A 25,890-nucleotide genomic window follows, 5' to 3' on the forward strand; every position below is an offset into this window, starting at 1 on the left:
GCCGGTGAAATAAGATACACAAATGGATCTTGACAACCCCGCAAAACGCCGACGCGGCCGCCAGCTCGAAGAGGCGATCCTCGACGCAGGCTGGCAGCAGCTGCTCGACGCCGGTTACGCCGGGTTCACGATCGACGCCGTCGCCGAGCGCGCAGGCACGAGCCGCTCAGTGCTCTACCGGCGCTGGCCCGACCGCGACGCGCTGCTGCGCGCGACGCTGAAGCACGGACTGAACCAGGGGCGGCGAGACCCCGAAGACACGGGATCGCTGCGCGGGGACATGCTCGCGGCGCTGCGGCAGGCGAACTCGACGCGCAGCACTGTCGCACCGCTGTTGAGCGTGTTCATGGGCGCCTACTACGCCGAGTCCGGGCGGACCTTCGCCGATGTGCGCGCGGACGCGTTCGGCGAGGTCGCCGGGCGCAGCGTCGACATCATCCTCGAGCGCGGGATCATCCGCGGCGAGGCCGATCCCGCCCGCCTCACCGCGCGAGTGCGCACGGTGGCGATGGATCTGTTCCGACACGATCTGCTGATGACGGCGGCGGCGCTGCCCGACGAGGACCTCGTGGCGATCGTGGACGAGGTGTTCCTGCCGCTGGTGCGCCCCGCGGGTGAGACGGGCTTCGCGTAAGATAGAGCGCTGGGTCGTGCGTGCACGGGCCCGCTGACCTCACACGAACGGAAACTCCACACTCATGGCATCCACCGCAGACATCAAGAACGGCGTCGTCCTCAACATCGACGGACAGCTCTGGAGCGTCGTGGAGTTCCAGCACGTCAAGCCCGGCAAGGGCGGCGCGTTCGTGCGTACCAAGCTGAAGAACGTGCTCACCGGCAAGGTCGTCGACCGCACATTCAACGCGGGTGCAAAGGTCGAGATCGAGAGCGTCGACCGCCGCGATTTCACCTACCTCTACAACGACGGCGACAGCTTCGTCTTCATGGACGTCGACAACTACGACCAGCTGTCGGTGGGAGCGGCGACCGTGGGCGACGCGGCGAACTTCCTGCTGGAGAACCAGCAGGTGCAGATCGCGCTCAACAACGAGAACCCGCTCTACGTGGAGATACCCGCCTCGGTCGTCCTCGAGATCACCTACACCGAGCCCGGCCTCCAGGGCGACCGCTCATCGGCCGGCACCAAGCCCGCGACCGTCGAGACCGGCTACGAGATCCAGGTGCCGCTGTTCGTCGAGCAGGGCACGAAGGTCAAGGTCGACACCCGCACGGGCGACTACCTCGGCCGCGTCAACTGACGCGGCGCTGACGCATGAGCGCACGTTCCAAGGCGCGCAAGCGCGCCCTCGACATCCTGTACCAGTCCGACATCCGCGGCGATGAGCTCGCGGTGACCCTCGCCGCCGAGGCTAAGCGCGCCGCGAGCGAGCCGGCCCGCGAGGCGTCGTGGCTGTACGCACGTGAGATCGTCGACGGCGTCATCGACAACGGGGATGCGATCGACGAGCAGATCGTGACCCACGCCCGCGATTGGAAGCTCGAACGGATGCCGGCGGTCGATCGCGCGATCCTGCGCATCGGCGTGTGGGAGATCCTCTTCAACGACGAGGTCCCCACCGCCGTCGCGATCGACGAGGCGGTGGAACTCGCGAAGGAGTTCTCCACCGATGACTCGGGCTCGTTCGTGCACGGCGTGCTGGCGCGCATCGATCGCGCCGGCTGAGTCGTCGCCGCCTCTTTACGGGGCTCAGGGCAGCGCGTCGAACACGCCGCCCGCGATGTCGAGCGCATCGCCCCCGGCACCGATGAGGTCGCCGACGGCGAACCCGATCTCGACGAGCCCGCCGAGCGCGTCCGCGACCTGGAGGATGTCGAGGGTGCTGGCAGCGACCTCGCCGAGCGCGCTGAGGCTCGTGGCATCCAGCTCGTCGTAGGCGATCTTCAGGTGGGCGAGCCATGCGCGCTCGACGCCGAACACGACGGCCCACGGCAGCAGCTTCTCGTGCAGGAGGAACGTCTCGACGGGTCCCTGACGGGTCAGCGCACCGCTCGGTGACTGCAGCACGCGCAGGCGATCCGTCTCGGCGAGCGTCAGGTACTGGCGGAGACCGTCCAGGTGCGTGCGCCGCGGCTCGGCATCGGGAGTCGGTGCGCGCCGTTCGCCGGGCGGCACGATCCACAACGCGAGTGCGAGCAGGAGGACGGCGAGCGCGCACACGATGCCCGGCGCCCAGACGCCGGCGACGAGCGTGAGGGCCGCGGCGGGGACGGCGATCATGAGCAGCAGGACGGCGGCGACCCGCACGGTGAGGCGGGCACGGGTGACACGGGGGCTCAGCAGTCCGCGCCGCGCGAGGACGGCGGCGCGGCGGTCGACGTACGCGCGCACCCGGCGGGCGACGGCGCGACGGTCCTTCGAGAAGCGGCGGACCCTCTCACGGGGATGCCCCGGGCCGAACAGCGCCTCGAGCAGCTCCGCTCCGGCAGGGGTGAGGTCGGCGCCGTCGACGAGTTCCACGCCGACGGCGGCGCGTCCGCGCGGCCCGGTGTCGGCGACGAGGCGCACCGCGCCCGTCGTCGCGAGCTGGAGCAGGCCCGCCGCGACGGCGCGCCGCTCTCGCCCCGCGAGGATCGCGTCGTCCACGACATCGGCGGATCGCGCCGGCGGCTGGATCGGCGAGTACTCGACGACGATCGATCGTGGCAGGGCCGTCGCGCGGACGCGTGCGACGAGCGCGCAGACGAGCAGTACGGCGGCGATGAGGGCGAGCGCGGTCGCGATGAGCACCCGCCCAGTGTAGGGACGGGCAGGATGGATGCCATGGATTCCTGGCGCACGGTCCTGCTGCCGGCGGCTGCCGACCCCGTGCACGAGCTCGCGCTCGGTGTCGAGCTGCGCGTGCGCGAATCGGCCGCCGCGGCGCACTGGGGTGCCCGCCGGGTCCGTGTCGCGACGGCGCGCGACCTCACGGGGGACGACCCCGGAGCGGAGCTGCTCGTCGGCCTCCGGCCGCTCGCGCGGCGCGAGCAGACCGCGGCGTGGGCGCGCTCCGGGGTCTCGTGGGACCTGCTCCGCCGCGGTGGTGGGGCATTCGCCCGCGCGCAGCGCGAGTGGTTCGTGGAGCTGTACGGGATCGCGCACGACGCCCGCCTGCTCGCGGGGCTTCGCGACGACTCCGACTGGGTCACCCTCGACGCCGTGACCTCGCCGCTCGTCTGGGCGCACCTGGACGCGGCATCCGCGCGGGAGATCCCCATCGTCCCGGCGGGCAAGGGTCAGACGGTGCGTATGGCTGCGCAGGCGACGGCAGCGGTGCGCGTGCGCTCGGAGTCACGCGGCGCGCTGCGGCTGGAAGCGGAGATCGCGGTGGGGGAGACGGTCCTCGATCCCCGCACGGTGCATCCCGTCGGCCGCACGGGGTTCTATGCCGCGCGAGCGGAGCGCAGCGGCATCCACCTCACTCTCGCCGCCGCCGACCTCGGCGAGGGCGTGTGCGCGCTGCTCTCCGCACCGGGCGGCGTCACCGTGCCCGCCGCCGACGTGCGTGACTTCGCGCGCGAAGCGCTGCCGCGTCTGGGCAGGCAGAACACGGTCCTCCTGGGGCCCGGGGTCGTGCTCCCCGAGCCGGACCCGACGACGCTCGTCGTGACGGTCGCATTCGGGGAGGGTGACGCGCTGACGTATCGGCTGGAGTGGGTGCGCGAGGGCTCCGATCGCGAACCATGTGGTGCGGTTCGCGAGGGAGACCTGGTGGAGCGCGACCTGCGGGCCGCGGTCGCCGAGGCATGGAGCCGCGCGCCCGACATCGCCTTCGCGCCCAGCGCCGAGCTGGACGGAGTGGATGCCGCGGAGTTCGCCGCGCTCATCCTCCCCGCCGTGGAGGAGGGCGACCACGTCCGGGTGGAGACGCGCGGGCGGCGCCGCGAGTACCGTGAGCTGCGCGGCGATCCGCGCATCACCGTGAAGACGGTCGAAAGCGCAGAACCCGACTGGTTCGACCTCGGCGTCCTCGTCGAGATCGATGGGCGCAGCATCCCTTTCACGCCGCTGTTCACGGCGCTCGCCCTGCGCAAGAAGAAGCTCCTCCTCCTCGACGGGAGCTACTTCTCGCTCGCCCATCCCGCCCTCGACCGTCTTCGCGACCTCATCGACGAGGCGACTGAACTCGCCGAGTGGGAGACGGGGCCGCGCGTCAGCCGCTATCAGGTGCCCCTGTGGGAGGCGTTCGAGGACCTCGCGGACGAGGCGCAGCCGGCGGTCGCGTGGCGGGCCGCCGTCGAGGCGCTGCGCGCGAGCGCCCCGAGCGCGCGGACGCCCGTGCCGCGCGCGCTGACGGCGCAGCTGCGTCCCTACCAGCAGGAGGGGTTCGATCGGCTCGCGCTGTGGTGGCGTCACCGCGTCGGAGGCATCCTCGCCGATGACATGGGTCTCGGAAAGACGCTGCAGGTGCTCGCGCTCCTCGCGCACGCGCGGGAGACAGGCGAACGGAGGCCCTTCCTCGTCGTCGCGCCGACATCCGTCATGGATACGTGGCGGGCCGAGGCGGCGCGGTTCACGCCGGACGTGCGCGTCCACGTGCAGGACGCCACACTCAGGAAGGCCCGAACGCGGCTGGAGGACATCGACGCGGAGGTCATCGTCACGTCCTACGGACTGCTCCGCCTCGACGAGGACGCGTACGCAGCCCGCTCGTGGGCGCTGGTCGTGCTCGACGAGGCGCAGTTCGTGAAGAACCCCGCGACCGGCCAGCATCGCGCGGTTCAGCGGCTGCGCGCCGACACGGTCATCGCCGTCACCGGCACACCGCTGGAGAACTCGCTCACCGAGCTGTGGGCGCTCCTCTCGCTCACGTGCCCGGGTCTCTTCGCGTCCGCGCGCCGGTTCCGCGAGGACTACGTGAAACCCATCGAGCGCGGCAAGGTCCCCGAGAACGAGGAGGGATCGAGCTACCGCGCGGCCCGACTCGCACGGCTGCGCTCGCGCCTGCGTCCCTTCGTCCTGCGGCGTACGAAGGAGCGCGTCGCCCCCGAGCTGCCGCCGCGGCAGGAGCAGGAGCTGCGCATCGAGCTCAGCGCCGCGCACCGCGCGGTGTACGACACTGTGCTGCAGCGTGAACGGCAGAAGGTTCTGGGCCTGCTCGACGACCTCGATCGCAACCGCTTCATCGTGTTCCGCTCGCTGACGCTCCTGCGCCGCCTGGCCCTCTCGCCGCTCCTCGTCGATGCCGTGGATGCCGACGAGGCTCGCTCCCGCGGCATCCGTTCGGCCAAGCTCGACGCCTTGCGGGAGCGCCTCGTCGAGCTCGCCGCCGAAGGCCACCGCGCGCTCGTGTTCAGCCAGTTCACCTCGTTCCTCGACCTCGTGCGCGCCGATCTCGACGCGCACCACATCGCGTACTCCTCTCTCGACGGCTCGACGCGGCGGCGCGCGGAGGTCGTCGACGGCTTCCGCGACGGCGACGCGCCGGTGTTCCTGATCAGCCTCAAGGCGGGCGGGTTCGGGCTCACGCTGACGGAGGCGGACTACGTGTTCCTGTTGGATCCGTGGTGGAACCCCGCCGCCGAGGCGCAGGCCGTCGACCGGACGCATCGGATCGGCCAGACCCGCCCCGTCACGGTGTATCGGTTGATCGCGAGCGGCACGATCGAGGAGAAGGTGCTCGCGCTGCAGCAGCGCAAGGCGCGCCTCTTCCGGGCTGTCGTGGGCGACGACGACGCGCTCGCCCGCGCGCTCACGGCGGAGGACATCCGGGGGCTTCTCGAGCCGTGATGGTCGCGAACACACGCGCGCTATTCCCGGCCCGCCGCCAGGATCGAGCCCGGGCCGCCGCGTAGACTCGTCGTCGCTCGTCGCCCGCCCCTGCCAGGAGGTCACCCATGCGCATCACAGGTCTCGGTCACGCCGGCATGTTCATCGAGACGACCGGCGGCTCGATCCTCTGCGACCCGGTGATCGGCCCCAGCTTCTTCGGCTCGTGGTTCCCGTTCCCCGACAACCGCGGCCTCGATTGGGAGCGCTTCGGGCGCGCCGACTTCCTCTACATCTCGCACCGGCACCGTGACCACTTCGACGGGGCGCTGCTCGAGCGCTACGTGCCGAAGGACATCCGTGTGCTCCTGCCCGCGTACCCGACGGACGATCTCGAGGTGGACATCCGCGCGCTCGGCTACGAGAACATCGTCTACACGCAACCGGGGGAGACGCTGGAGTACGAGAACGGCCTGAAGATCATGGTGACGCCGCTGCGTGCGCCGAGCGACGGCCCGATCGGCGACTCGTCGCTCTCGGTGGACGACGGCACGGCATCCATCCTCAATCAGAACGACTCTCACCCGCTCGATCTCGAGAAGCTGCTGAGCTTCTCGAAGCCCGATGCCTACTTCACGCAGGTGTCCGGAGCGATCTGGTGGCCGATGGTCTACGACCTCGAGCTGGCGGCGAAGCAGAACTTCGCGCAGCTCAAGCGCGACGCGCAGAACAAGCGCGCCATGTACTACATCGAGAAGGTGGATGCCGAGCACGTCTTCCCGATGGCAGGCCCACCCATGTTCCTGCGCGAGGACCTCTTCCGCTACAACGGCCTGGGCCTGGACAACGAGTCGATCTTCACCGATCAGCGTCAGTTCCTCGCGCACATGCGCGAGGTGCGGCCGGAGCAGAAAGGGTACGAGTTCGTCCCCGGGACCCAGGTCGACATCACGGGGGGCGAGCTCACCGTCACGCAGACGCTCTACACGTCGGCGGAGATCGACCACATCTTCGACGAGAAGTGGGACTACCTGGCATCCCAGCGGGACTCGCGCCAGGGCGAGATCACGGCGGAGATTGCTCGGCGCGCCGAGGTCCTGCCCCCGGACGAGATGCTCGCGGCGATCAAGGAGTGGTGGGAGCCGTTGCTGCGACGCGCCCGCACGATCCGGATGGGCGTCGGCGGCAACGTCCGATTCCGCATCGGTGAACTCGACATGATCGTCGACTTCCCGAAGGCGAAGGTGCGGGAGTACGCGGGGGAGGAGTGCATCTACTGGTACACGATTCCCGCCGATCTCGTCTCGACGAACATCGCCGATCACGAGATCGACTGGTCGAACTCGATCTTCCTGTCGATGCAGTTCGAGGTGGGGCGTTCGGGCAAGTTCAACGAGTTCCTGACGACGTTCCTCAAATGCCTCTCACGCGACCGGATCGAGTACGTGGAGAACTGGTACGCCGAGCAGTCGGATCAGACCGAGGATGCCGAGATCGATGGCTGGAGCGTTCAGCGCCGGTGCCCGCATCTGCGCGCCGATCTGACGAAGACCGGGAAGATCGAGGACGGGGTGCTCACGTGCGCCCTGCACGACTGGAAGTGGGACCTCGCGTCCGGCCAATGCCTCACGACACCCGGGCACCCGATCCGCTCCTCTCGGATCGTCGAGACCGCCGCCGCGGCGGCGTCGTGACGTCGTCGTGACATCGCGCCGGCGGATGCTCGATCCGCTGCATCTCGTCGACGTCTTCGTCTACGTCATCGTGCTGAACCTCGCGGCGCAGTTCTTCCCGAGTGTCGTGAGCGAGAGCTTCGCGACGTCGCTGCTGACCGCGATCATGCTCAAGCTCGTGCTGGAGGTGATCCTGAAGGTCAAGAAGGCCGTCCTCGCGCGGCGCGCCGCGGCATCCACCCGTGCGCAGCGGGTCGTATCGCTGGTCATGCTCATCCTGATCCTGCCGGGCAGCAAGTTCGTGCTGCTGTGGCTCGAGGACGCGCTCTTCGGCGATGCCGTCAGCCTCGGCGGGTTCTGGTCGGTGACAGTGCTCGTCTTCGCGTTGACCGGGGCGCGTGCACTTGTACGGCTCGTGCTCGAGCCCGTGCCCACCCGGTGATCGAGTGCCAGCCGCGCAGCGGCTGCTCGACCCGGTGATCGAGTGCTTGCCGCGCAGCGGCTGTTCGACCCGGTGATCGAGTGCCCGCCGCGCAGCGGCGGGTGTATCGAGATCACATACGGAGCACGCGCATCTTGAGTCGCACCGGCGAGGTCGTGACCGCCCGCCACCGGTGACCCGTGCCGTGCCACGATGGCGCCTTCACTTCGGGCACGCCCGCGTTCATCCGGATACCCCACCCATATCGGTCGAGGAACCGGTGGTGGTACCAGCACAGGAGCACCCCGTTGTCCGTGTGAGTCGGCCCGCCGCGAGCGTGCTCGGTGACGTGGTGGATCTCGTACCACCCGGCCGGCACGCCGCAGCCGGGAATGACACACCCGCCGTCGCGCAGGGCGATGGCGCGACGTTGATGCCGGTTGAAGACCCTCTCCTCGTTCCCGATCCCAACGATCCGCCCGTTCGCTGCGGTGGTCACGCGTTGGATGACACCCGTGCACGCGATCCGACGCGCGGCGGCGATGCTGAGCGGGCTCTCGCACGCGTCGGCGTGCGCGTGTCCGAGGTCGTCGGCGAGGTCCGTCGCGTCGACCGACACGACGAGAACCGGCGCAGCCCCGCCGATGGTGGGGAGCAGACCGCTCGATGCCGCAACGGAGAGCGCGGAGGCCAGGGCGTCGTGCTGCTTCTGTGCTCTCGTCCGGTCATCCCGTGCCGGGAGGGGTACGAGCTCACCGCTCTCATCCGTCGCGTACGGGTCGTCGAAGGCGACGGCCGGAGCGAGGTGCGCGTCGAAGATCGTCTGCAACTGCGCCGCGACGTCGGGGAGCAGCATGCCCCGCACGGGCACACCGTGCTGCGTCGCGGTACCGATAAGGAGAGACCGCTTGCGTTCCGCAGCGCGTTCGCGGGGTTCGGCGCCGTCCTGGTCGAGGGCGAGGGCCCAGGTCTGCGCATGGATCCGCAGCAGCGCTGCACACGCGGGAGGCGCTCCGTCCGGCCCTTCCCCACGCGCCTCCGCGACGACGATCGCCGCGGCTTCCTCCCGCACCTCCGCGGAGATGCGGGGCGCGGCGGCCTGGAGGGCGTCGGTGATGGCGAGGATGCCGTCGACCCCGATCGCTCCGTCGAGCATCGCTTCGCGCACCGCGGGATACTCGGCATCGAGGAGCTCGCCGGTCATGTCGGAGATCCGCGGCCGGACGGACTTCGCGGCACGCTGCCACCGGGTCACTGTCCGCGGCGCGGCAACGGTCAGCGTCTGGAGCAGTTCGGTGACGTCACGGCATCCCAGGTGCGACGTCATCCGCTCGTCGCGCACCGCGCCCTCCGAGCGGCGCTCCACTTCGCCGACCGCGTCCACCGTCAGCGCCTCGAGCAGTCGTCCGAGCCGACCGATCGCCGCCACCTGCGCCGCGAGTTCGACCTCGGTCGCACACTGCAGCGCCCGGCACGATACGCCGGTATCGAGGACCTCCGCGACCTGCGCGAGCAGGTCGTCGAGCGGAGCGGTGAGGAGGTCCATACCCTCCATTGTGACGAGGGCCTCCGACATTGAGGGCCAGGAAAAGACCAGATCGACGGACTTATCGGAGTCCATCTTGATGACACTCGCCTCATCTCCGAGAGCTGCGACCGTTCGACGATCGCGAATGGGGACGGATCCTGCCTTTGTCTTTCGACACGTTCAGACGGACTCGAGTGGTTGACTTGTGATGTGCATCTCGAGCTGTGCCGGGTAGTCGATGTGGGTGCGCTGACGACATTCTTGAGCGAAGTCGATCTCACCCTGAGTGGTTTGGACGCGCCGAGCGTGCGGCTTTGGATCGAGCGCGACGAGAGCGGCAGGATCGTCGGCAGCACGGGGTACGAGATCAGTGATGATGGGTACCATGCGTTGATCCGGAGCGTGGCAGTCGCCCCGACGCGCCGGTCGCGTGGCCGAGGCAGTGCCCTCGCGAGCTTCGCGCTTGAGCGTGCGGCTGAAGAGGGTGCGATGAGAGCCTGGCTTTTCAGTCGTCGTTCTGGGCCTTTCTGGCAGAGCCTCGGTTTCGAGTCCGCTGATCGTGATGAACTCGCTGCAGCGCTGGCGGACACGCATCAGGTTCGACTGTTCCAGCAGACGGGGCAACTGGGTCGGGAAGTCGCGTGGTCGCGCGCTCTCTCGACGAGGACTGAACTCATGCGGCGATGACGTGCATTCTGCTCCTGACGATCACCAAGAAACCACCGCACCGTGACCTCGACGCGATCCGGTAGGCTGAAGCTCGATACACCCGCAACCTTTAACCCCGTCCTGTGAGGCGGAGAAGGGAGCAGCGCATGGTCACGCCCGAGTCAGTTCGGACAGTGATGCACGCCGCCGACATCGCCCGTGCCCTGACTCGGATCTCCCACGAGATCCTCGAGTCCAACAAGGGGCCCGACGGCCTCGTGCTCCTCGGCATCCCGACTCGCGGCGTCACGCTCGCCGAGCGCGTCGGCGCACTCCTCGCCGAGATCTCCGGCACCGCCGTCCCGGTCGGTGCGCTCGACGTCACGATGTACCGCGACGACCTGCACCGGAACCCGACGCGCGCGCCGCATCCGACGTCGATCCCCGCCGGCGGCATCGACGGGAAGACGGTCGTGCTCGTCGACGACGTGCTGTTCTCCGGCCGATCGATCCGCGCCGCCCTCGACGCCCTCGGCGACATCGGTCGTCCGGCCGCCGTGCGCCTCGCGATCCTCGTCGACCGCGGCCACCGCGAACTGCCGATCCGGCCCGACTTCGTGGGCAAGAACCTGCCGTCGGCGCGCAGCGAGCGCGTCAACGTGCACCTCGCCGAGACCGACGGCATCGAGGAGGTGACGATCGCATCATGAGGCACCTGCTCGACACCAAGACGCTCACCCGTGAGGCCGCTCTGCAGCTCCTCGACGTCGCCGAGGACATGCGCGACACGCAGTCGCGCGAGGTCAAGAAGCTCCCCACGCTGCGCGGCAAGACGGTCGTGAACCTCTTCTTCGAAGACTCCACGCGCACCCGCATCTCGTTCGAGGCCGCGGCCAAGCGGCTGTCCGCCGACGTCATCAACTTCTCGGCGAAGGGATCGTCGGTCAGCAAGGGCGAGTCCCTCAAGGACACGGCGCAGACGTTGCAGGCGATGGGGGCGGATGCCGTCGTCATCCGGCACGGCGCCTCCGGAGCCCCGCGCACCCTCGCGACGAGCGGCTGGATCACCGCCGGTGTCGTCAACGCCGGCGACGGCACGCACGAGCACCCGACACAGGCCCTCCTCGACGCGTTCACGATCCGCAAGCGCACCTTCGGCGACGACAGCCGGGGGCGCGACCTCAGCGGCATCCGCGTCACGATCGTCGGCGACATCCTGCACTCGCGTGTCGCGCGTTCCAACGTGTGGCTGCTCGCGACGCTCGGCGCGCACGTGAGGATCGTCGCTCCGCCCACGCTCGTGCCGCAGGACGTCTCGGCGTGGCCCGTCGAAGTCTCCTACGACCTCGACGAGGCCATCGCTGCGGGCCCCGATGCGATCATGATGCTGCGCATCCAGCTGGAGCGGATGAGCGCCGCGTTCTTCCCGACGGAGCGCGAGTACGCGCGCCGCTGGGGACTCGATCGGGCGCGCCTTCGTGCCCTGCCGGAAGGTAGCATCGTGATGCACCCCGGACCCATGAACCGAGGGCTGGAGATCTCCGCCGACGCCGCCGATTCGCCGCGTTCGACCGTGCTGGAGCAGGTCGCGAACGGCGTCTCGGTGCGCATGGCGGCCCTCTACCTGCTGCTCGCCGGTGAACGGGAAGAGCAGCGCGACACGACCCTTCGACAAGCTCAGGGACCGAAAGACGAGGACGCCCGATGACGTATCTGATCAAGGGAGCCCGCCTCAGCGGCGGGGATGCCACCGACCTGATCGTCTCGGACGGCGTGATCACCGAGGTCGGCCCGGGCCTCTCGCTGGCGGGCGCGACCATGATCGACGCCGAGGGCCTCGTCGCCCTGCCGGGCCTGGTCGACCTGCACACGCATCTGCGCGAGCCGGGCTACGAGGCATCCGAGACGATCCTCACCGGATCGCGCGCGGCCGCCGCGGGCGGCTACACGACGGTGTTCGCCATGCCGAACACCTCACCCGTCGCCGACACGGCGGGCGTCGTCGAGCAGGAGCTCGCCCTCGGCGAGGCCGCCGGTTACGTGCACGTCCAGCCGATCGGTGCCGTGACGGTCGGGCAGAAGGGCGAGCGACTCGCCGAGATCGGCGCGATGGCGTCGTCCCGCGCGCGGGTGCGCGTCTTCAGTGACGACGGTTTCTGCGTCTTCGACCCGCTCATCATGCGCCGCGCACTGGAGTACGTGAAGGCGTTCGACGGCGTCGTCGCTCAGCACGCCCAGGATCCGCGCCTCACCGAGGGTGCCCAGATGAACGAGGGCACCGTCTCGGCGGAGCTGGGACTCGCCGGCTGGCCCGCCGTTGCGGAAGAGGCCATCATCGCGCGCGATGTGCTGCTCGCCGAGCACGTGGGTTCGCGCCTGCACGTCTGCCACCTCTCCACGGCCGGGTCGGTCGACATCATCCGGTGGGCGAAGAAGCGCGGCGTGAACGTCACCGCCGAGGTGACCCCCCACCACCTGCTGCTGACCGAAGAGCTCGTGCGCGGCTACGACGCACGCTTCAAGGTCAACCCGCCGCTCCGCCGTGACGAGGACGTGCGGGCCGTGCGCGAGGGTCTCGCCGACGGCACGATCGACATCGTCGCGACCGATCACGCCCCGCATCCCGACGAGAGCAAGTCATGCGAGTGGCAGGCGGCCGCCAATGGCATGGTCGGGCTGGAATCGGCGCTGCGGGTCGTGCACGAGGCGGTGGTCGCGACCGGGCTCCTGGACTGGGCAGATGTCGCCCGCGTGATGTCGGCGACGCCGGCACGCATCGGACGTCTGACGGATGCCGGGACGCCCCTCACCGTCGGCGCACCGGCCTCGCTCACGCTCTACGACCCGTCCCCGGTCCGCCCCTTCACCAGTGATGATCTGCGGGGGAGCAGCGTCAACTCGCCGTACCTCGGCCGGGAGCTGCCCGGCGAGGTTCGCTGGACCCTGTTCCGCGGCGCCCCCACCGTCGCCGACGGCGTCGTCGCCGAGAGCATGACGGAGGTGCGCGCATGAGCCGCGAGGGCGCCCTGCTCGTCATCCTCGCCGTCGTCGTCGTGCTGATCGGGCTCGGGGTCGTCGCATGGCGCCGACGCGCCCGCCGCGACTCGGGCTTTGTCGCCCCTGTCGGCGAGATCCCCTCCGGCGCCGAGGCGACGTCGACCGCTTCCGGGTTCTACGTCGCCACGACGCGCCATGACGAGCCGCTCGAACGCCTCGCGATCGCGGGACTCGCCTTCCGATCGCGCGTGGTCGTGACGGTCACCGACCGCGGCGTCGGCCTCGCCCTCGCGGGCTCCGCGCCGCTCTTCCTCCCGGTCGCGCAGATCGCCGCGGTCGACCTCGCGCGCGTCGCGATCGACCGCGTCGTCGAGCCCGGCGGGCTCGTTCGTCTGACGTGGAGCGCCGCGCGCACCGGCGGTGGGAGCGAGCTCGTCGACACCTTCCTCCGACCGCAGGATGCCTCAGCACGCGCGCTCGCGGACGCGATCGCCGCGACGCTGCCCGCGCCGTCCGCACCCGCTGAGGCATCCGCCTCGAAGACTTCACCGACCGACACCCCGACGGGAACCGACGCATGACGCGCACCACCTCCTTCACCGCCGATCCGGCCGTCCTCGTGCTCGAGGACGGGTCGCGCCACCCCGGCCGCGCCTACGGCGCGCGCGGGGTGACCCTGGGCGAGGTCGTCTTCTCGACCGGCATGACCGGGTACCAGGAGACTCTCACCGACCCCTCCTACGCCGGCCAGATCGTGCTGCAGACCGCGCCGCACATCGGTAACACCGGCATGAACGGCGAAGACCCCGAGTCCCGCCGCATCTGGGTCGCCGGCTACATCGTGCGCGACCCCTCGCGCGTCGTCTCCAACTGGCGCGCCGAGGAGTCTCTGGACGACGCGCTCGTCCGCGACGGCATCGTCGGCATCTCGGGCGTCGACACCCGCGCCATCACGCGGGTGCTGCGCTCGGCGGGGTCGATGCGGGGCGGCGTGTTCTCCGGCGAGGCCGCGGCGCTGGATGCCGAGGAGCAGCTGCGTCTCGTCCGTGAGGCCCCCGAGATGTCGGGCCAGAATCTCTCCGCCGAGGTCTCCGTCTCCGTCGCCGAGCTGACCCCCGCCATGGGGGAGCGGATCGGCAACCTCGCCGTGCTCGATCTCGGCGTCAAGCAGGCCACGATCGACAATCTCGCCGCGCGCGGCTTCGACGTGCACGTGCTGCCGCAGTCCGTGACGATCGACGAGATCCGCGCGATCGAGCCGGTCGCGGTCTTCTACTCGAACGGTCCCGGCGACCCCGCGGCATCCGGCGATCACGTCGCCCTCCTGCGCGCCGTGCTCGACGAGAAGCTGCCGTTCTTCGGGATCTGCTTCGGCAACCAGCTGCTCGGTCGCGCGCTCGGCTTCGGCACCTACAAGCTCCCCTTCGGCCACCGGGGCATCAACCAGCCGGTGCTCGACAAGCAGACCGGGCGCGTCGAGATCACGGCGCACAACCACGGCTTCGCGGTCGACGCTCCGCTCGAGGGTGAGGTCGAGTCGCCGAACGGGTACGGCCGCGTCGAAGTGAGTCACGTCGGGCTCAACGACAACGTCGTGGAAGGCCTGCGCGCGCTCGACATCCCCGCCTTCAGCGTGCAGTACCACCCCGAGGCCGCCGCCGGCCCCCACGACGCCAACTACCTCTTCGATCGGTTCCGCGACCTCGTCGTCGCTGATCTCGATACACGCGCTACGCGCGCACTCGATCACCGAGAAGATACACGCGCTACGCGCGCACTCGATCACCGAAAGGGTGACAAGTAATGCCCAAGCGCGACGACATCAAGAGCGTCCTCGTCATCGGGTCCGGCCCGATCGTCATCGGCCAGGCGTGCGAGTTCGACTACTCCGGCACGCAGGCATGCCGCGTGCTGCGCGAGGAGGGCGTCCGTGTCATCCTCGTGAACTCGAACCCGGCCACGATCATGACCGATCCCGACTTCGCCGACGCGACCTACATCGAGCCGATCACGCCGGCCGTCATCGAGACGATCATCCAGAAGGAGAAGCCGGACGCGATCCTGCCGACCCTCGGCGGACAGACCGCGCTCAACGCCGCGATGGCCCTGCACGAGCAGGGGATCCTCGAGCGCTACGGCGTCGAGCTCATCGGCGCGAAGGTCGACGCGATCCGCAAGGGCGAGGACCGTCAGATCTTCAAGCAGCTGGTGCTGGATGCCGGCGCCGACGTCGCGCGCTCGGTGATCGCGCACACGATGGACGACCTGCTGGCCGGTGCCGCCGAGCTCGGCTACCCGCTCGTCGTCCGCCCCTCGTTCACGATGGGCGGGCTCGGCTCGGGTTTCGCGTACGACGAGGAGGACCTCCGCCGCATCGGCGGCGCGGGCCTGCGCGACTCGCCGACCACGGAGGTGCTCCTGGAGGAGTCGATCCTGGGCTGGAAGGAGTACGAGCTCGAGCTCATGCGCGACACGGCTGACAACACGGTCGTCGTCTGCTCGATCGAGAACGTCGACCCCGTCGGCGTGCACACGGGCGACTCGATCACGGTCGCTCCGGCGCTGACTCTGACCGACCGCGAGTACCAGAAGCTCCGCGACATCGGCATCGACATCATCCGCGCCGTCGGCGTCGACACCGGTGGCTGCAACATCCAGTTCGCGGTGGACCCGGCATCCGGCCGCATCATCGTCATCGAGATGAACCCGCGGGTGTCGCGCTCGTCGGCGCTCGCCTCCAAGGCGACCGGCTTCCCGATCGCGAAGCTCGCTGCGAAGCTGGCGATCGGCTACCGCCTCGACGAGGTGCCCAACGACATCACGCAGGCGACGCCGGCGAGCTTCGAGCCGACGCTCGACTACGTCGTCGTGAAGGTGCCGCGGTTCAACTTCGAGAAGTTCCCGAATGCCGACACGACGCTGACGACGACCATGAAGTCGGTCGGCGAGGCGATGGCGATCGGCCGCAACTACACGACCGCGCTGCAGAAGGCGCTCCGCTCGCTCGAGAAGCGCGGGTCGAGCTTTCACTGGGGCGAGGAGTCGCGCTCGGTCGCCGAGCTCCTCGAGATCGCGAAGAAGCCCACCGACGGGCGCATCGTCGTCCTGCAGCAGGCCATGCGCTTTGGTGCCACGGTCGAGCAGGCCTTCGAGGCGACCAAGATCGACCCCTGGTTCCTCGACCAGATGGCGCTCATCAACGAGGTCGCCGCGTTCGTGCAGGACGCGCCCGAGCTGGATGCCGCGACCCTGCGCCTCGCGAAGGAGCACGGCTTCTCGGACGCCCAGCTCGCGCAGCTGCGCGGCATATCAGAGGCCGAGGTCCGCGGCATCCGGTACGGCCTCGGCATCCGGCCCGTCTACAAGACCGTCGACACGTGCGCGGGGGAGTTCCCGGCTCTCACGCCGTACCACTACTCCTCGTACGACTACGAGACCGAGGTCACGCCGTCGGAGCGGCAGAAGGTCGTCATCATCGGCTCCGGACCGAACCGCATCGGGCAGGGCGTCGAGTTCGACTACTCGTGTGTGCACGCGTCGTTCGCCCTCGCCGACGCCGGCTACGAGACGATCATGGTCAACTGCAACCCGGAGACGGTCTCGACCGACTACGACACGTCGGACCGCCTGTACTTCGAGCCGCTGACCCTCGAGGACGTCCTCGAGGTGCTGCACGCGGAGAGCGCGTCGGGCGAGATCCTCGGCGTCGTGTGCCAGCTCGGCGGGCAGACGCCGCTCGGCCTCGCGAAGGGCATCGAGGATGCCGGTTACACGATCCTCGGGACCTCTCCCGCCGCGATCGACATCGCGGAGGAGCGCGAGCTCTTCTCGCAGCTGCTCGACCGGGCGGGGCTCATCGCGCCGCGTCACGGCACGGCGACGGACGAGGCCGGCGCGATCGCGATCGCCGAGGAGATCGGCTACCCCGTCCTCGTCCGCCCGAGCTTCGTGCTCGGCGGGCGCGGCATGGAGATCGTCTACGACACCGAGAGCCTGCGCGACTACTTCGTGCGCACCGCGGGCGAGGTGGTCATCGAGGACGGCAAGCCCCTCCTCGTCGACCGGTTCCTCGACGACGCCGTGGAACTCGACGTCGACGCGCTCTACGACGGTCACGAGCTGTACATCGGCGGGGTCATGGAGCACCTCGAAGAGGCCGGCATCCACTCGGGCGACTCCTCGTGCACGCTACCGCCCGTCTCGCTCGGCCGCACCGAGATCGACCGCGTGCGCACCGCGACCCTCGCGATCGCCGAGGGGGTGGGCGTGCGGGGCCTCCTCAACGTGCAGTTCGCCGTCTCGGCCGGGGTGCTCTACGTCATCGAGGCGAATCCGCGCGCGTCGCGCACCGTCCCGTTCGTGTCGAAGGCTCTCGGCATCCCGCTCGCGAAGGCCGCCAGCCGCATCATGGCCGGCGCGACGATCGCGGAGCTGAAGGCCGAGGGGCTCCTGCCCCTGCAGGACGGCTCGCGCGTTCCGCTCGACGCCCCCGTCGCCGTCAAGGAGGCGGTGCTGCCGTTCAAGCGGTTCCGCACCGCCGACGGCCACACGGTCGACTCCGTGCTCGGCCCCGAGATGCGTTCGACGGGTGAGGTCATGGGCATCGACCGCGACTTCCCGACGGCGTTCGCGAAGAGCCAGGCGGGCGCGTACGGCGGACTTCCGACGTCGGGGACCGTCTTCCTCTCCGTCGCCGACGACGACAAGCGCGCCGTGATCCTGCCGGCGCACCGCCTGCAGGAGCTCGGCTTCCGCCTGACGGCGACCGAGGGCACGGCCGAGATCCTCGCGCGCAACGGGATCCGCGTCGAGGTCGTGCACAAGTACTCCGACACGCAGGAGTCGGGGGAGCGCAACGTCGTCGACCTCATCAATGCGGGCGAGATCGACATCGTCGTGAACACCCCGTCGGGCGGCATCGCGCGCGCCGACGGCTACGAGATCCGCGCGGCCGCGGTCGCCGCCGACAAGGCCCTCTTCACGACGATGGCCGTGCTGGGCGCCGCTGTGAGCGCTCTGCCGGTACTCCGCGAGGGCTTCGCGGTGAAGAGTCTCCAGGAGTACGCGACGGACCGCGCCGAGCGCTTGGCGGAGGCCCGACGGTGAGCTTCGGCGCCCGCCTGCGGGTCGCGATCGACGCCTACGGCCCGCTGTGCGTCGGCATCGACCCGCACGAGGTGCTGCTCCGGGCGTGGGGGCTGGATGCCTCGGCATCGGGCGCGCGCGAGTTCGGCCTCCGCACGGTCGAGGCCGCGACGGGGCGGGTCGGGGTCGTGAAGCCGCAGGTCGCGTTCTACGAGCGCTACGGCGCGGCGGGGTTCGCCGCGCTCGAGGACGTGATGGCGGCCGCTCGTGCTGCGGACCTTCTCGTCATCGCCGATGCGAAGCGCGGGGACATCGGCACGACGATGGACGGCTACGCGGCCGCGTGGCTCGTGCCGGGCGCGCCGCTCGAGTGCGATGCCGTGACGCTGAGCCCCTACCTCGGCGCCGACGCGCTGCACGGCGCCCTCACGACGGCGCTCGACCACGACAAGGGAGCGTTCGTCCTCGCTGCGACGAGCAATCCCGAGGCCGCCGCGATCCAGCGGGCCCGCGTCGACGAGGAGGAGAGCGTCGCCGAGCGCATCGCGCACGATGTCGCGGCGCGCAACATCGGCGCGCCCGGATCCCTCGGCTCGGTCGGGCTCGTCGTGGGCGCGACCGTCGACCGGCGCGCTTTCGGACTCACGGACATCGTGCTCGCCGGCACCCCGATCCTCGCGCCCGGATTCGGCGCGCAGGGGGCGGAGCCCGCAGATCTCGCGCGCCTGTTCGGCTACGTCGCCTCCCAGGTCGTCGCGAGCGAGAGTCGCAGCGTCCTGTCGGCCGGCGCCGCCGGCCCCGGAGCCCTCGCGACGCGCATCGAGGAGCGTGCGGCGCTGTACCGTAGACGGTGATGATCCAGACGCGCCGCCCACCCGAGGTCGACCGCGCCGCGGCATCCCGACGTGCCGTTGCGGCGCGCCGGGAGAGAGCGGCCCTGAAGAAGGACGTCGCCATGCGCGTCCTCTCTCCGCAGGAGCTGCTGCGCCGCGCCGGCGAGCATCCCGACACGCCCGCCGGCGCGATGCGCGTGACCGAATACCTCACCGCGCTGCCGGCGATCGGCGAGGGCAAGCGGGATCGGATCCTCGCGGAGCTCGGCATCGCCCCCGTGAAGCGCCTCGGCGGGCTGGGCCCCCGGCAGCGCGTCGCGCTCTCGCGCTGGCTCGACGAGCGCTTCCCCGAGCCGTCGCCGCGGGCGGGTCGCAGCCGCCTCGTCGTCCTCGCCGGTCCGACAGCGGTCGGCAAGGGGACGGTCGCCGCGCACGTCAAGGAGCACCACCCGGAGATCCTCCTCTCGGTCTCCGCCACGACCCGCGTGCCCCGCCCCGGCGAGGTGAACGGCGAGCACTACTTCTTCGTCGACGACGCGGAGTTCGACCGGCTCATCGCCTCGGGCGAGCTCCTCGAGTGGGCCACGGTGCACAACGCCCACCGCTATGGCACGCCGAAGGCGCCCATCGAGAAGGCCCTCGCCGAGGGACGTACGGTCCTCCTCGAGATCGATCTGCAGGGGGCCCGACAGGTACGGGCGGCCGCGCCCGACGCGGCGCTCGTCTTCCTCCTCCCGCCCAGCTGGGACGAGCTCGTGCACCGCCTCGTCGGGCGGGGCACGGAGGGTGAGGAGGAGCGGGCGCGGCGTCTGCGCACGGCCAAGACGGAGCTCGCCTCGCAGGGGGAGTTCGACTATCTCGTCGTCAACGACGACGTCGCCCGCGCGGCTGCCGAGGTCGCCGCGCTCGCGCGCTGATAGAATGGCCGGATGCCGCGGCATCCTGCGGCCCGCGAGTTTCCACCACACGCTTTCACCGCCATCCGATCCTGGAGGTTCATCATGGCCGGACGTGACAAGGGCATCATCGACCCGCCCATCGACGCTCTCCTCGAGAAGGTCGACTCGAAGTATCAGCTCGTCATCTACGCGTCCAAGCGCGCGCGTCAGATCAACGACTACTACTCCGACCTGCACGAGGGCAACCTCTTCGACAACGTCGGGCCGCTCGTCGACTCGTCGGTCGAGGACAAGCCCCTGACGATCGCGCTGCACGAGATCCACGAGGACAAGCTCCGCCTGCGTCAGGCCGAGTGATCCGGATGCCGTGGAGCCGTTGACGCTCCATGACCTCTTCCATGCCCGCGTTTCCCGAGAAGTCGTGCGTCCACGCCGATGTCGGGGACCGCGGGCATGATGGTGTCCGTGCCCGCTGAACCCTGGAGATCCCGATGAGTCTGCGCCTGTTCACCTCCGAGTCCGTCACGGAGGGGCACCCCGACAAGATCTGCGACCAGATCTCCGATTCCGTCCTGGACGCCCTCCTCGCGGAGGACGCGGGTAGCCGCGTCGCGGTGGAGACCCTCGTCACGACGGGCCTCGTGCACGTCGCGGGAGAGGTGCGCACCGACGGGTACGTCGACATTTCCGGGATCGTGCGCCGTGTCGTCAACCGCATCGGGTACACCTCGAGCGAGACCGGCTTCGACGGCGATTCGTGCGGTGTGACGGTGTCGATCGGCGAGCAGTCGAGCGACATCGCCGCCGGTGTCGACACCGCGATCGAGCATCGCGAAGGCGGGTCGGAGGACCCCGTCGACGCGCTCGGCGCCGGCGACCAGGGCATCATGTTCGGATACGCCACGACCGAGACGCCGCAGCTCATGCCGATGGCGATCTGGACGGCGCATCGGCTCGCCGAGCGCCTCACCGACGCGCGCCGGTCGGGCGCACTCGGGTTCCTCCGGCCGGACGGCAAGACGCAGGTCACGCTCGGTTACGACGGCGCCGTGCCGCGGACCGTCGACACGGTCGTGCTGTCGACGCAGCACAACCCCGACATCTCGCTCCCGGCGCTCCGGGCAGCGGTGCAGGCCGAGGTCATCGACCCCGTGCTCGCGACGACGGGGCTCGACCTCTCCAACGTGCGCTACGTCATCAACCCCGCAGGCCCGTTCGTCACGGGGGGTCCGAAGGGCGACGCCGGCCTCACCGGCCGCAAGATCATCATCGACACGTACGGGGGAGCGGCGCGTCACGGCGGCGGTGCGTTCAGCGGCAAGGACCCGTCCAAGGTCGATCGTTCCGCCGCCTACGCGATGCGCTGGGTCGCGAAGAACGCCGTCGCCGCCGGCCTCGCGGAGCGGCTCGAGGTGCAGGTCGCGTACGCGATCGGCCGCGCCGAGCCCGTCGGGCTGTACGTCGAGACCTTCGGGACGGGTGCCGTCGACGACGAGGCGATCACGAAGGCGATCCGCGACGTGTTCGATCTGCGCCCCAAAGCGATCATCGACGACCTCGACCTGCTGCGGCCGATCTACGCACAGACCGCTGCGTACGGCCACTTCGGCCGCGAACTCCCCGACTTCACGTGGGAGCAGACGACGCGCGTCGACGAGCTGCGCGCAGCCGCCGGGCTCTGACCGCTCCGGCGCGCGCCATGCCCCTCGTCGGGCGAGTCCTGATCGACTCGCCGCTGCCGCAGCTGGATCGGCTGTTCGACTATGCGATCCCGGCGGCGCTCGAAGCAGATGCGGTGCCCGGCGTCCGCGTCAAGGTCCCGCTGCGGACCGCCGGCCGCGTCGTCGAGGGGTATCTCGTTGAGACGGTGGATGCCGCGGACGCCGCGCGCACGACGAAGCCGCTGTCCGAGATCGACGCGATCGTGTCGCCCGTCGCCGTGCTGTCTCCTGCGCTCTACGCGCTGGCTCGCCGCGCTGCCGACCGCGCGGCCGGCTCAGCGAGCGACATCCTGCGCCTCGTGATCCCGAAGCGCATGGTGCGCGCGGAGAAAGCGTGGCTCGCGGCGCGCGGCGACGAGGAGGAGCCCGGCGCTCCTCCGCCCGCGGTCGAGGCCGCCGCGACGGCGTGGGCCGACGGCATCCTCGCGGTCTATCCCGAGCTGAGCGCTGCGCTCGAGGCCCGGGCGCGGATCGCCATCGATGCGCCGCCGCGCCCCGCGTCGGCGGCTGACTTTCCGGTGGGCGCATGGTCAGAACTCGTGGCGGCGATCGCCGTCCACACGCTCGCCCGCGCGCAGAGCACGCTCATCGTCGTCCCGGACCAGCGCGACGAGGACCAGGTGCTGACGGTCCTCGCCGCCCACCTCCCGGCGGACGCGATCATCCGCGACGATGCCCGCCGCTCCGGGCCGGAGCGCTATAGCGCGTATCTGCGGCTGCTGGACGGTGCGCCCGCGGTCGTGGTCGGCAACCGCTCGACGGTCTATGCGCCGGCACGCGACGTCGGTGCCGTCATCGTGTGGGACGACGGCGATCCGCTCCTCGCCGAACCGCTGAGTCCGGGTGTCCACGCGCGCGACGCGGCACTCGTGCGGCAGGAGCTGGAGGAGTCGGCGCTCGTGTTCGCGGGGCATACGCGGACGACCGACGTCGAGCGTCTCGTCCAGCTCGGCTGGGTCCGCGACGTCCCCGCGCGCCGTCGGGAGAGCCCGAGCGTCGTGCTCTCCGCGACGCGCGAGGGCGAGTCGCGGGGCCAGCGCGTGCCGTCCGCGGCCTTCGCCGCCGCGCGTGCCGCGCTGGAGAGCGGCCCCGTGCTCGTCCAGGTCGCGCGTCCCGGTTACGCACCCGTGCTCGTGTGCGCGCAGTGCCGCACGCCCGCGCGCTGTCCGCACTGCACGGGGCCGCTGCGCGCGCGCCGACCCGGTGCCGCGCCGGAGTGCACGTGGTGCGGGCGGAGCATCTCGTCGTGGACGTGCGCGCACTGCCAGTCCACGACGCTGCGCATGGCCTCCTCGGGGAGCGAGCGCACGGCCGACGAACTCGGTCGGGCCTTCCCGAACACCCGCGTCATCCTCGCCGACGGCGACCACCCGGTGGTCTCGGTCGATGCGCGGCCCGCGCTCGTCGTCGCGACGCGGGGTGCCGAACCGCACGCCGACGGCGGTTACCACGCGGTGATCCTCCTCGACGGTGATCGGATGCTGCTCGCCGAGCAGCTGCGCATCGGCGAGTCGGCGCTGCGCTGGTGGTCGAATGCCGCCGCGCTCGCACGCCCGGGCGCCCCTGTGCATCTCGTCGGGGTGACCGGGCCCGTCGCGCGGGCACTCGCGACCTGGACCCAGCCGGCCTACGCGCGCGCCGAGCTCGCCGACCGTGCTCCGCTGCACATGCCTCCGACCGTGCGGGTCGCGGTGATCGAGGGAGCGACCACGGCGGTGCAGACGGCGCTCGAGGCGCTCCGCGTGGCGGTGCCGGCGATGGATGCCGCGGCGGTCCTCGGCCCCGTTCCGCGCGAGGACGGGGGCGTGCGTGCTCTCGTGCGCTTCGACTACGCACTCGGGAGGCCTGTTGCCGAGAGCCTGCGCGCCGCCGTCGTCGCCGACGCGCTGAACGGTCGTCGGGCGCGGGCACGCGGCGATCGCGCCGCGCCGCGGACTACCCTGAGAGTCCGGCTCGACGTGCCCGAACTCGATCTGTGACCCTCCCGTCAACCACCTTCCGACCCTTCCCCAGGAGATCCATGCGCATCGTCTTCGCCGGCACCCCGGCGCCCGCGGTTCCGTCGTTGCGCGCCCTCGCCGCGTCGAGCCACGAGCTCGTCGGCGTCGTCACGCGCACGGACGCGCCGCTCGGCCGCAAGCGCGTGCTGACGCCGTCGCCCGTCGCGCAGGCCGCCGCCGAGCTCGGCCTGCCGGTGATCAAGACCGATCGGCTGGATGCCGCGGCGACCGAGTCCATCGCGGCGCTGGGCGCCGACCTCGGCGTGATCGTGGCCTATGGCGGCCTCGTGCGGGAGCCGCTGCTCTCGACGCCCGCCCACGGCTGGATCAACCTGCACTTCTCGCTCCTGCCGCGCTGGCGCGGCGCGGCGCCCGTGCAGCGGGCGCTCATCGCGGGCGACCGGACGACCGGCGCGGCGGTGTTCCAGCTCGTGCCGGAGCTCGACGCCGGCGACGTGTATGCGCAGCTGCGTTATGACGTCCCGCGCGGTGACACGGCCGGAGACGTGCTCGCTGCGCTGGCCGAGCGCGGCGCGCCTCTCGTGACGGGCGTCGTCGACGGCATCGCCGCCGGTACGGCGCGAGCGGTCCCCCAGGAGGGGGAGCCGACCCTGGCGCCCAAGCTCACGCTCGCCGACGGGGCGCTCGACCTCCAGGCATCCGCCGACGCGGTCGTGGACCGGTACCGCGGGACGACACCCGAACCGGGCGCACACCTCGTCGTCGATGGGCAGCGCCTCAAGGTGCTCGCGGCGCTCCGCGGGCCCGACGAATCGCTCGCACCCGGTGAGTTCGCGCTCGTGGGCAAAGACGTACTGGTGGGCACGGGGGAGGGGACCCTCCTCCTGAAGACGGTGCAGCCCGCCGGCAAGGGGCCGATGCCCGCGACGGACTGGTGGCGCGGGCGGCGCGGCGAGGCGCTTCGAGCACAGCTCGGGGAGGAGGGCCGGTGACGGGAGAGCCCGAGGAGCGCACGCGACCGGCGTCCGGGCGCACGCCGCGCTGGGTCGCGTACGACGTCCTGCGTGCCGTGCACACCTCCGACGCCTACGCGAATCTGCTCCTTCCCCGCATGCTCGCGCGGGCCGGTCTGTCGGGGCCGGACGCCGCCCTCGCGACCGAGCTCACGTACGGAACGCTCCGCCGCGAGGGGACCTACGACGCGATCATCGCGGATGCCGCGGGTCGCCCTGTCTCGGCGATCGATCCAACCGTCCTCGACGCACTGCGGCTCGGTGCACACCAGCTTCTCGCGATGCGCACGCCGACGCACGCGGCGGTGAACGAGACCGTCCGCCAGGTGCGTCAGGCGGCCGGGAAGCCCGCGTCGGGGTTCGCCAACGCGGTGCTGCGTCGCGTCTCCGAGCGCAGCCGCGACGCGTGGCTGGAGCGGCTGGATGCCGCCGCGCGCTCCGACGACGAACGGCTCGCGCTCCGCTACGCGCACCCCGTGTGGGTGATCCGCGCATTCCGCCGCGCGCTGGCCGCCGAGGACCGCTCGGAGGAGCTCGAAGCGCTCCTGGATGCCGACAACGCGTCGCCGACCGTGACACTCGCGGCCCTTCCCGGGCTCGCCGAGCGCCCCGCGGACGCCGCCCCGACGCCCTATTCTCCGATCGGCTTCCGCTCGGCCGGAGGAGACCCCGGTGCCGTCGTCGCGGCATCCGATGGTCGCATCCGGGTGCAGGACGAAGGATCGCAGTTGGCGGCGCTCGCCCTCGCGCGCGCCGTGCCGGTCGCACCGGGGGAGGTCTGGCTCGACCTGTGCGCGGCCCCGGGGGGCAAGACGGCCGTCCTCGCCGCCGAGGCGCTGGCGCACGGGGCGCGGCTCGAGGCGAATGAGCTGTCGCCCGCGCGTGCCGGGCTCGTGCGCGACTCTGTCGCGGGCGTGCCGCTCGAGGTGCCCGTGTCGGAGGAGGACGGCCGCGTGCGGGCCGGCCGCGGGAAGTACGACCGCATCCTCGTCGACGCGCCGTGCACGGGCCTCGGCGCGCTCCGCCGCCGCCCGGAGGCGCGCTGGCGCAAGCAGCCCGCGGACGTCCCCGCCCTCGCCGCGCTCCAGACGGAGCTCCTCGATGCGGCGGTCGCCGCGCTGAAGCCGGGCGGCATCGTCGCGTACGTGACGTGCTCGCCCCACCTCGCCGAGACCGCAGGCATCGTCGCGGAAGTGCTGCGCACGCACGAGGGCGATCTCGAAGAGCTCGACGCCCGCGCGGTCGTCGCCGGAGTCGCGGAGCGGGACATCGACCTGGCGGATGCCGCGGGCTCGCTTCGCGCGCAGCTGTGGCCGCACCGCCACGGCACCGACGCGATGTCGATCTCGCTGCTGCGCCGGCGGTGAGCGCGCAGTCGGGCCCGATCCGGCGCAGTGGATA

General features: G+C 70.9%; 22 protein-coding genes. 20 read left to right on the forward strand and 2 right to left on the reverse strand.

Going from position 1 to position 25,890, the window contains the following annotated elements; genetic code table 11:
- Positions 1-22 precede the first annotated feature (22 nt).
- From J0I43_RS07835 to nusB, 3 genes are all read left to right on the forward strand, one after another.
- Positions 23-634 carry a TetR/AcrR family transcriptional regulator gene (locus J0I43_RS07835; protein ID WP_292861555.1) on the forward strand — a complete coding sequence of 204 codons (612 nt, stop codon included), beginning with the start codon at positions 23-25 and terminating at the stop codon, positions 632-634.
- Between the two features lie 64 nt (positions 635-698).
- Positions 699-1,259 carry an elongation factor P gene (gene efp, locus J0I43_RS07840; RefSeq protein ID WP_292861558.1) on the forward strand — a complete coding sequence of 187 codons (561 nt, stop codon included), beginning with the start codon at positions 699-701 and terminating at the stop codon, positions 1,257-1,259.
- 14 nt (positions 1,260-1,273) lie between these two features.
- On the forward strand, positions 1,274-1,684 hold the full coding sequence (gene nusB / locus J0I43_RS07845) for a transcription antitermination factor NusB (protein WP_292861561.1): 411 nt from the start codon (positions 1,274-1,276) through the stop codon (positions 1,682-1,684).
- Positions 1,685-1,708: 24 nt separating this feature from the next.
- Here the strand turns inward: nusB and J0I43_RS07850 are convergent, their stop codons facing one another.
- Positions 1,709-2,749, reverse strand: coding sequence for a DUF2207 domain-containing protein (locus tag J0I43_RS07850; RefSeq protein WP_292861564.1), 1,041 nt, complete (start codon positions 2,747-2,749; stop codon positions 1,709-1,711).
- A 33-nt stretch (positions 2,750-2,782) separates the two neighbouring features.
- Here J0I43_RS07850 and J0I43_RS07855 point away from each other — a divergent pair, with 33 nt between their 5' ends.
- The 3 genes from J0I43_RS07855 to J0I43_RS07865 all read left to right on the forward strand — a co-directional run bounded on the left by J0I43_RS07855 (position 2,783) and on the right by J0I43_RS07865 (position 7,825).
- The gene (locus tag J0I43_RS07855) at positions 2,783-5,731 is read left to right on the forward strand and encodes a DEAD/DEAH box helicase (protein ID WP_292861567.1); all 2,949 of its coding nucleotides are present in this window, start codon (positions 2,783-2,785) and stop codon (positions 5,729-5,731) included.
- Positions 5,732-5,838: 107 nt separating this feature from the next.
- A complete protein-coding gene (locus J0I43_RS07860; RefSeq protein ID WP_292861570.1) occupies positions 5,839-7,404 on the forward strand; it encodes a Rieske 2Fe-2S domain-containing protein in 1,566 nt (521 codons plus the stop codon).
- Between the two features lie 7 nt (positions 7,405-7,411).
- Complete coding sequence (locus J0I43_RS07865) at positions 7,412-7,825, forward strand: hypothetical protein (protein ID WP_292861574.1); 414 nt, start codon at positions 7,412-7,414, stop codon at positions 7,823-7,825.
- Between the two features lie 112 nt (positions 7,826-7,937).
- Here J0I43_RS07865 and J0I43_RS07870 read toward each other — a convergent pair whose 3' ends face one another.
- The gene (locus J0I43_RS07870; RefSeq protein WP_292861577.1) at positions 7,938-9,350 is read right to left on the reverse strand and encodes an HNH endonuclease signature motif containing protein; all 1,413 of its coding nucleotides are present in this window, start codon (positions 9,348-9,350) and stop codon (positions 7,938-7,940) included.
- A 192-nt stretch (positions 9,351-9,542) separates the two neighbouring features.
- On the opposite strand from J0I43_RS07870, the gene J0I43_RS07875 reads away from it, so the two are divergent.
- The 14 genes from J0I43_RS07875 to J0I43_RS07940 all read left to right on the forward strand — a co-directional run bounded on the left by J0I43_RS07875 (position 9,543) and on the right by J0I43_RS07940 (position 25,856).
- Positions 9,543-10,019 (forward strand): GNAT family N-acetyltransferase, encoded by a 477-nt coding sequence (locus tag J0I43_RS07875; protein ID WP_292861580.1) that lies wholly within the window; start codon positions 9,543-9,545, stop codon positions 10,017-10,019.
- A 128-nt stretch (positions 10,020-10,147) separates the two neighbouring features.
- The gene (pyrR, locus tag J0I43_RS07880; RefSeq protein WP_292861583.1) at positions 10,148-10,690 is read left to right on the forward strand and encodes a bifunctional pyr operon transcriptional regulator/uracil phosphoribosyltransferase PyrR; all 543 of its coding nucleotides are present in this window, start codon (positions 10,148-10,150) and stop codon (positions 10,688-10,690) included.
- Positions 10,687-11,688, forward strand: coding sequence for an aspartate carbamoyltransferase catalytic subunit (locus tag J0I43_RS07885; protein ID WP_292861586.1), 1,002 nt, complete (start codon positions 10,687-10,689; stop codon positions 11,686-11,688). Before pyrR ends, J0I43_RS07885 begins: the two co-directional genes overlap by 4 nt.
- The gene (locus J0I43_RS07890) at positions 11,685-12,992 is read left to right on the forward strand and encodes a dihydroorotase (RefSeq protein ID WP_292861589.1); all 1,308 of its coding nucleotides are present in this window, start codon (positions 11,685-11,687) and stop codon (positions 12,990-12,992) included. The genes J0I43_RS07885 and J0I43_RS07890 overlap by 4 nt, the downstream gene beginning before the upstream one ends.
- Positions 12,989-13,558, forward strand: coding sequence for a hypothetical protein (locus J0I43_RS07895; RefSeq protein WP_292861592.1), 570 nt, complete (start codon positions 12,989-12,991; stop codon positions 13,556-13,558). Before J0I43_RS07890 ends, J0I43_RS07895 begins: the two co-directional genes overlap by 4 nt.
- Positions 13,555-14,781, forward strand: a complete 1,227-nt coding sequence (carA, locus tag J0I43_RS07900; RefSeq protein WP_292861595.1) for a glutamine-hydrolyzing carbamoyl-phosphate synthase small subunit — start codon at positions 13,555-13,557, stop codon at positions 14,779-14,781. The genes J0I43_RS07895 and carA overlap by 4 nt, the downstream gene beginning before the upstream one ends.
- A complete protein-coding gene (gene carB / locus J0I43_RS07905; RefSeq protein WP_292861598.1) occupies positions 14,781-18,083 on the forward strand; it encodes a carbamoyl-phosphate synthase large subunit in 3,303 nt (1,100 codons plus the stop codon). Before carA ends, carB begins: the two co-directional genes overlap by 1 nt.
- Complete coding sequence (gene pyrF, locus J0I43_RS07910; protein WP_292861601.1) at positions 18,080-18,916, forward strand: orotidine-5'-phosphate decarboxylase; 837 nt, start codon at positions 18,080-18,082, stop codon at positions 18,914-18,916. The genes carB and pyrF overlap by 4 nt, the downstream gene beginning before the upstream one ends.
- Positions 18,916-19,812, forward strand: coding sequence for a guanylate kinase (gene gmk, locus J0I43_RS07915; protein WP_292861604.1), 897 nt, complete (start codon positions 18,916-18,918; stop codon positions 19,810-19,812). Before pyrF ends, gmk begins: the two co-directional genes overlap by 1 nt.
- A gap of 84 nt (positions 19,813-19,896) precedes the next feature.
- The gene (gene rpoZ, locus J0I43_RS07920) at positions 19,897-20,151 is read left to right on the forward strand and encodes a DNA-directed RNA polymerase subunit omega (RefSeq protein ID WP_292861607.1); all 255 of its coding nucleotides are present in this window, start codon (positions 19,897-19,899) and stop codon (positions 20,149-20,151) included.
- Between the two features lie 134 nt (positions 20,152-20,285).
- On the forward strand, positions 20,286-21,476 hold the full coding sequence (metK, locus tag J0I43_RS07925; RefSeq protein ID WP_292861610.1) for a methionine adenosyltransferase: 1,191 nt from the start codon (positions 20,286-20,288) through the stop codon (positions 21,474-21,476).
- 17 nt (positions 21,477-21,493) lie between these two features.
- A complete protein-coding gene (locus tag J0I43_RS07930; RefSeq protein ID WP_292861613.1) occupies positions 21,494-23,494 on the forward strand; it encodes a primosomal protein N' in 2,001 nt (666 codons plus the stop codon).
- 41 nt (positions 23,495-23,535) lie between these two features.
- Positions 23,536-24,468 (forward strand): methionyl-tRNA formyltransferase, encoded by a 933-nt coding sequence (gene fmt / locus J0I43_RS07935; protein WP_292861616.1) that lies wholly within the window; start codon positions 23,536-23,538, stop codon positions 24,466-24,468.
- Entirely contained in the window at positions 24,465-25,856 is a 1,392-nt protein-coding gene (locus J0I43_RS07940; protein WP_292861619.1) for a transcription antitermination factor NusB, read from the forward strand. Before fmt ends, J0I43_RS07940 begins: the two co-directional genes overlap by 4 nt.
- Positions 25,857-25,890 lie beyond the last annotated feature (34 nt).

The organism is Microbacterium sp., assembly GCF_017305435.1.
Lineage (GTDB): Bacteria > Actinomycetota > Actinomycetes > Actinomycetales > Microbacteriaceae > Microbacterium.

What these genes read in the sequence shown, in the direction of transcription:
- J0I43_RS07835 (WP_292861555.1), top strand. Translation starts at nt 23, where the DNA reads ATGGATCTTGACAACCCCGCAAAACGCCGACGCGGCCGCCAGCTCGAA.
- efp (WP_292861558.1), top strand. Translation starts at nt 699, where the DNA reads ATGGCATCCACCGCAGACATCAAGAACGGCGTCGTCCTCAACATCGAC.
- nusB (WP_292861561.1), top strand. Translation starts at nt 1,274, where the DNA reads ATGAGCGCACGTTCCAAGGCGCGCAAGCGCGCCCTCGACATCCTGTAC.
- J0I43_RS07855 (WP_292861567.1), top strand. Translation starts at nt 2,783, where the DNA reads ATGGATTCCTGGCGCACGGTCCTGCTGCCGGCGGCTGCCGACCCCGTG.
- J0I43_RS07860 (WP_292861570.1), top strand. Translation starts at nt 5,839, where the DNA reads ATGCGCATCACAGGTCTCGGTCACGCCGGCATGTTCATCGAGACGACC.
- J0I43_RS07870 (WP_292861577.1), bottom strand. Translation starts at nt 9,350, where the DNA reads ATGGACCTCCTCACCGCTCCGCTCGACGACCTGCTCGCGCAGGTCGCG.
- pyrR (WP_292861583.1), top strand. Translation starts at nt 10,148, where the DNA reads ATGGTCACGCCCGAGTCAGTTCGGACAGTGATGCACGCCGCCGACATC.
- J0I43_RS07885 (WP_292861586.1), top strand. Translation starts at nt 10,687, where the DNA reads ATGAGGCACCTGCTCGACACCAAGACGCTCACCCGTGAGGCCGCTCTG.
- J0I43_RS07890 (WP_292861589.1), top strand. Translation starts at nt 11,685, where the DNA reads ATGACGTATCTGATCAAGGGAGCCCGCCTCAGCGGCGGGGATGCCACC.
- J0I43_RS07895 (WP_292861592.1), top strand. Translation starts at nt 12,989, where the DNA reads ATGAGCCGCGAGGGCGCCCTGCTCGTCATCCTCGCCGTCGTCGTCGTG.
- carA (WP_292861595.1), top strand. Translation starts at nt 13,555, where the DNA reads ATGACGCGCACCACCTCCTTCACCGCCGATCCGGCCGTCCTCGTGCTC.
- carB (WP_292861598.1), top strand. Translation starts at nt 14,781, where the DNA reads ATGCCCAAGCGCGACGACATCAAGAGCGTCCTCGTCATCGGGTCCGGC.
- gmk (WP_292861604.1), top strand. Translation starts at nt 18,916, where the DNA reads ATGATCCAGACGCGCCGCCCACCCGAGGTCGACCGCGCCGCGGCATCC.
- rpoZ (WP_292861607.1), top strand. Translation starts at nt 19,897, where the DNA reads ATGGCCGGACGTGACAAGGGCATCATCGACCCGCCCATCGACGCTCTC.
- metK (WP_292861610.1), top strand. Translation starts at nt 20,286, where the DNA reads ATGAGTCTGCGCCTGTTCACCTCCGAGTCCGTCACGGAGGGGCACCCC.
- J0I43_RS07930 (WP_292861613.1), top strand. Translation starts at nt 21,494, where the DNA reads ATGCCCCTCGTCGGGCGAGTCCTGATCGACTCGCCGCTGCCGCAGCTG.
- fmt (WP_292861616.1), top strand. Translation starts at nt 23,536, where the DNA reads ATGCGCATCGTCTTCGCCGGCACCCCGGCGCCCGCGGTTCCGTCGTTG.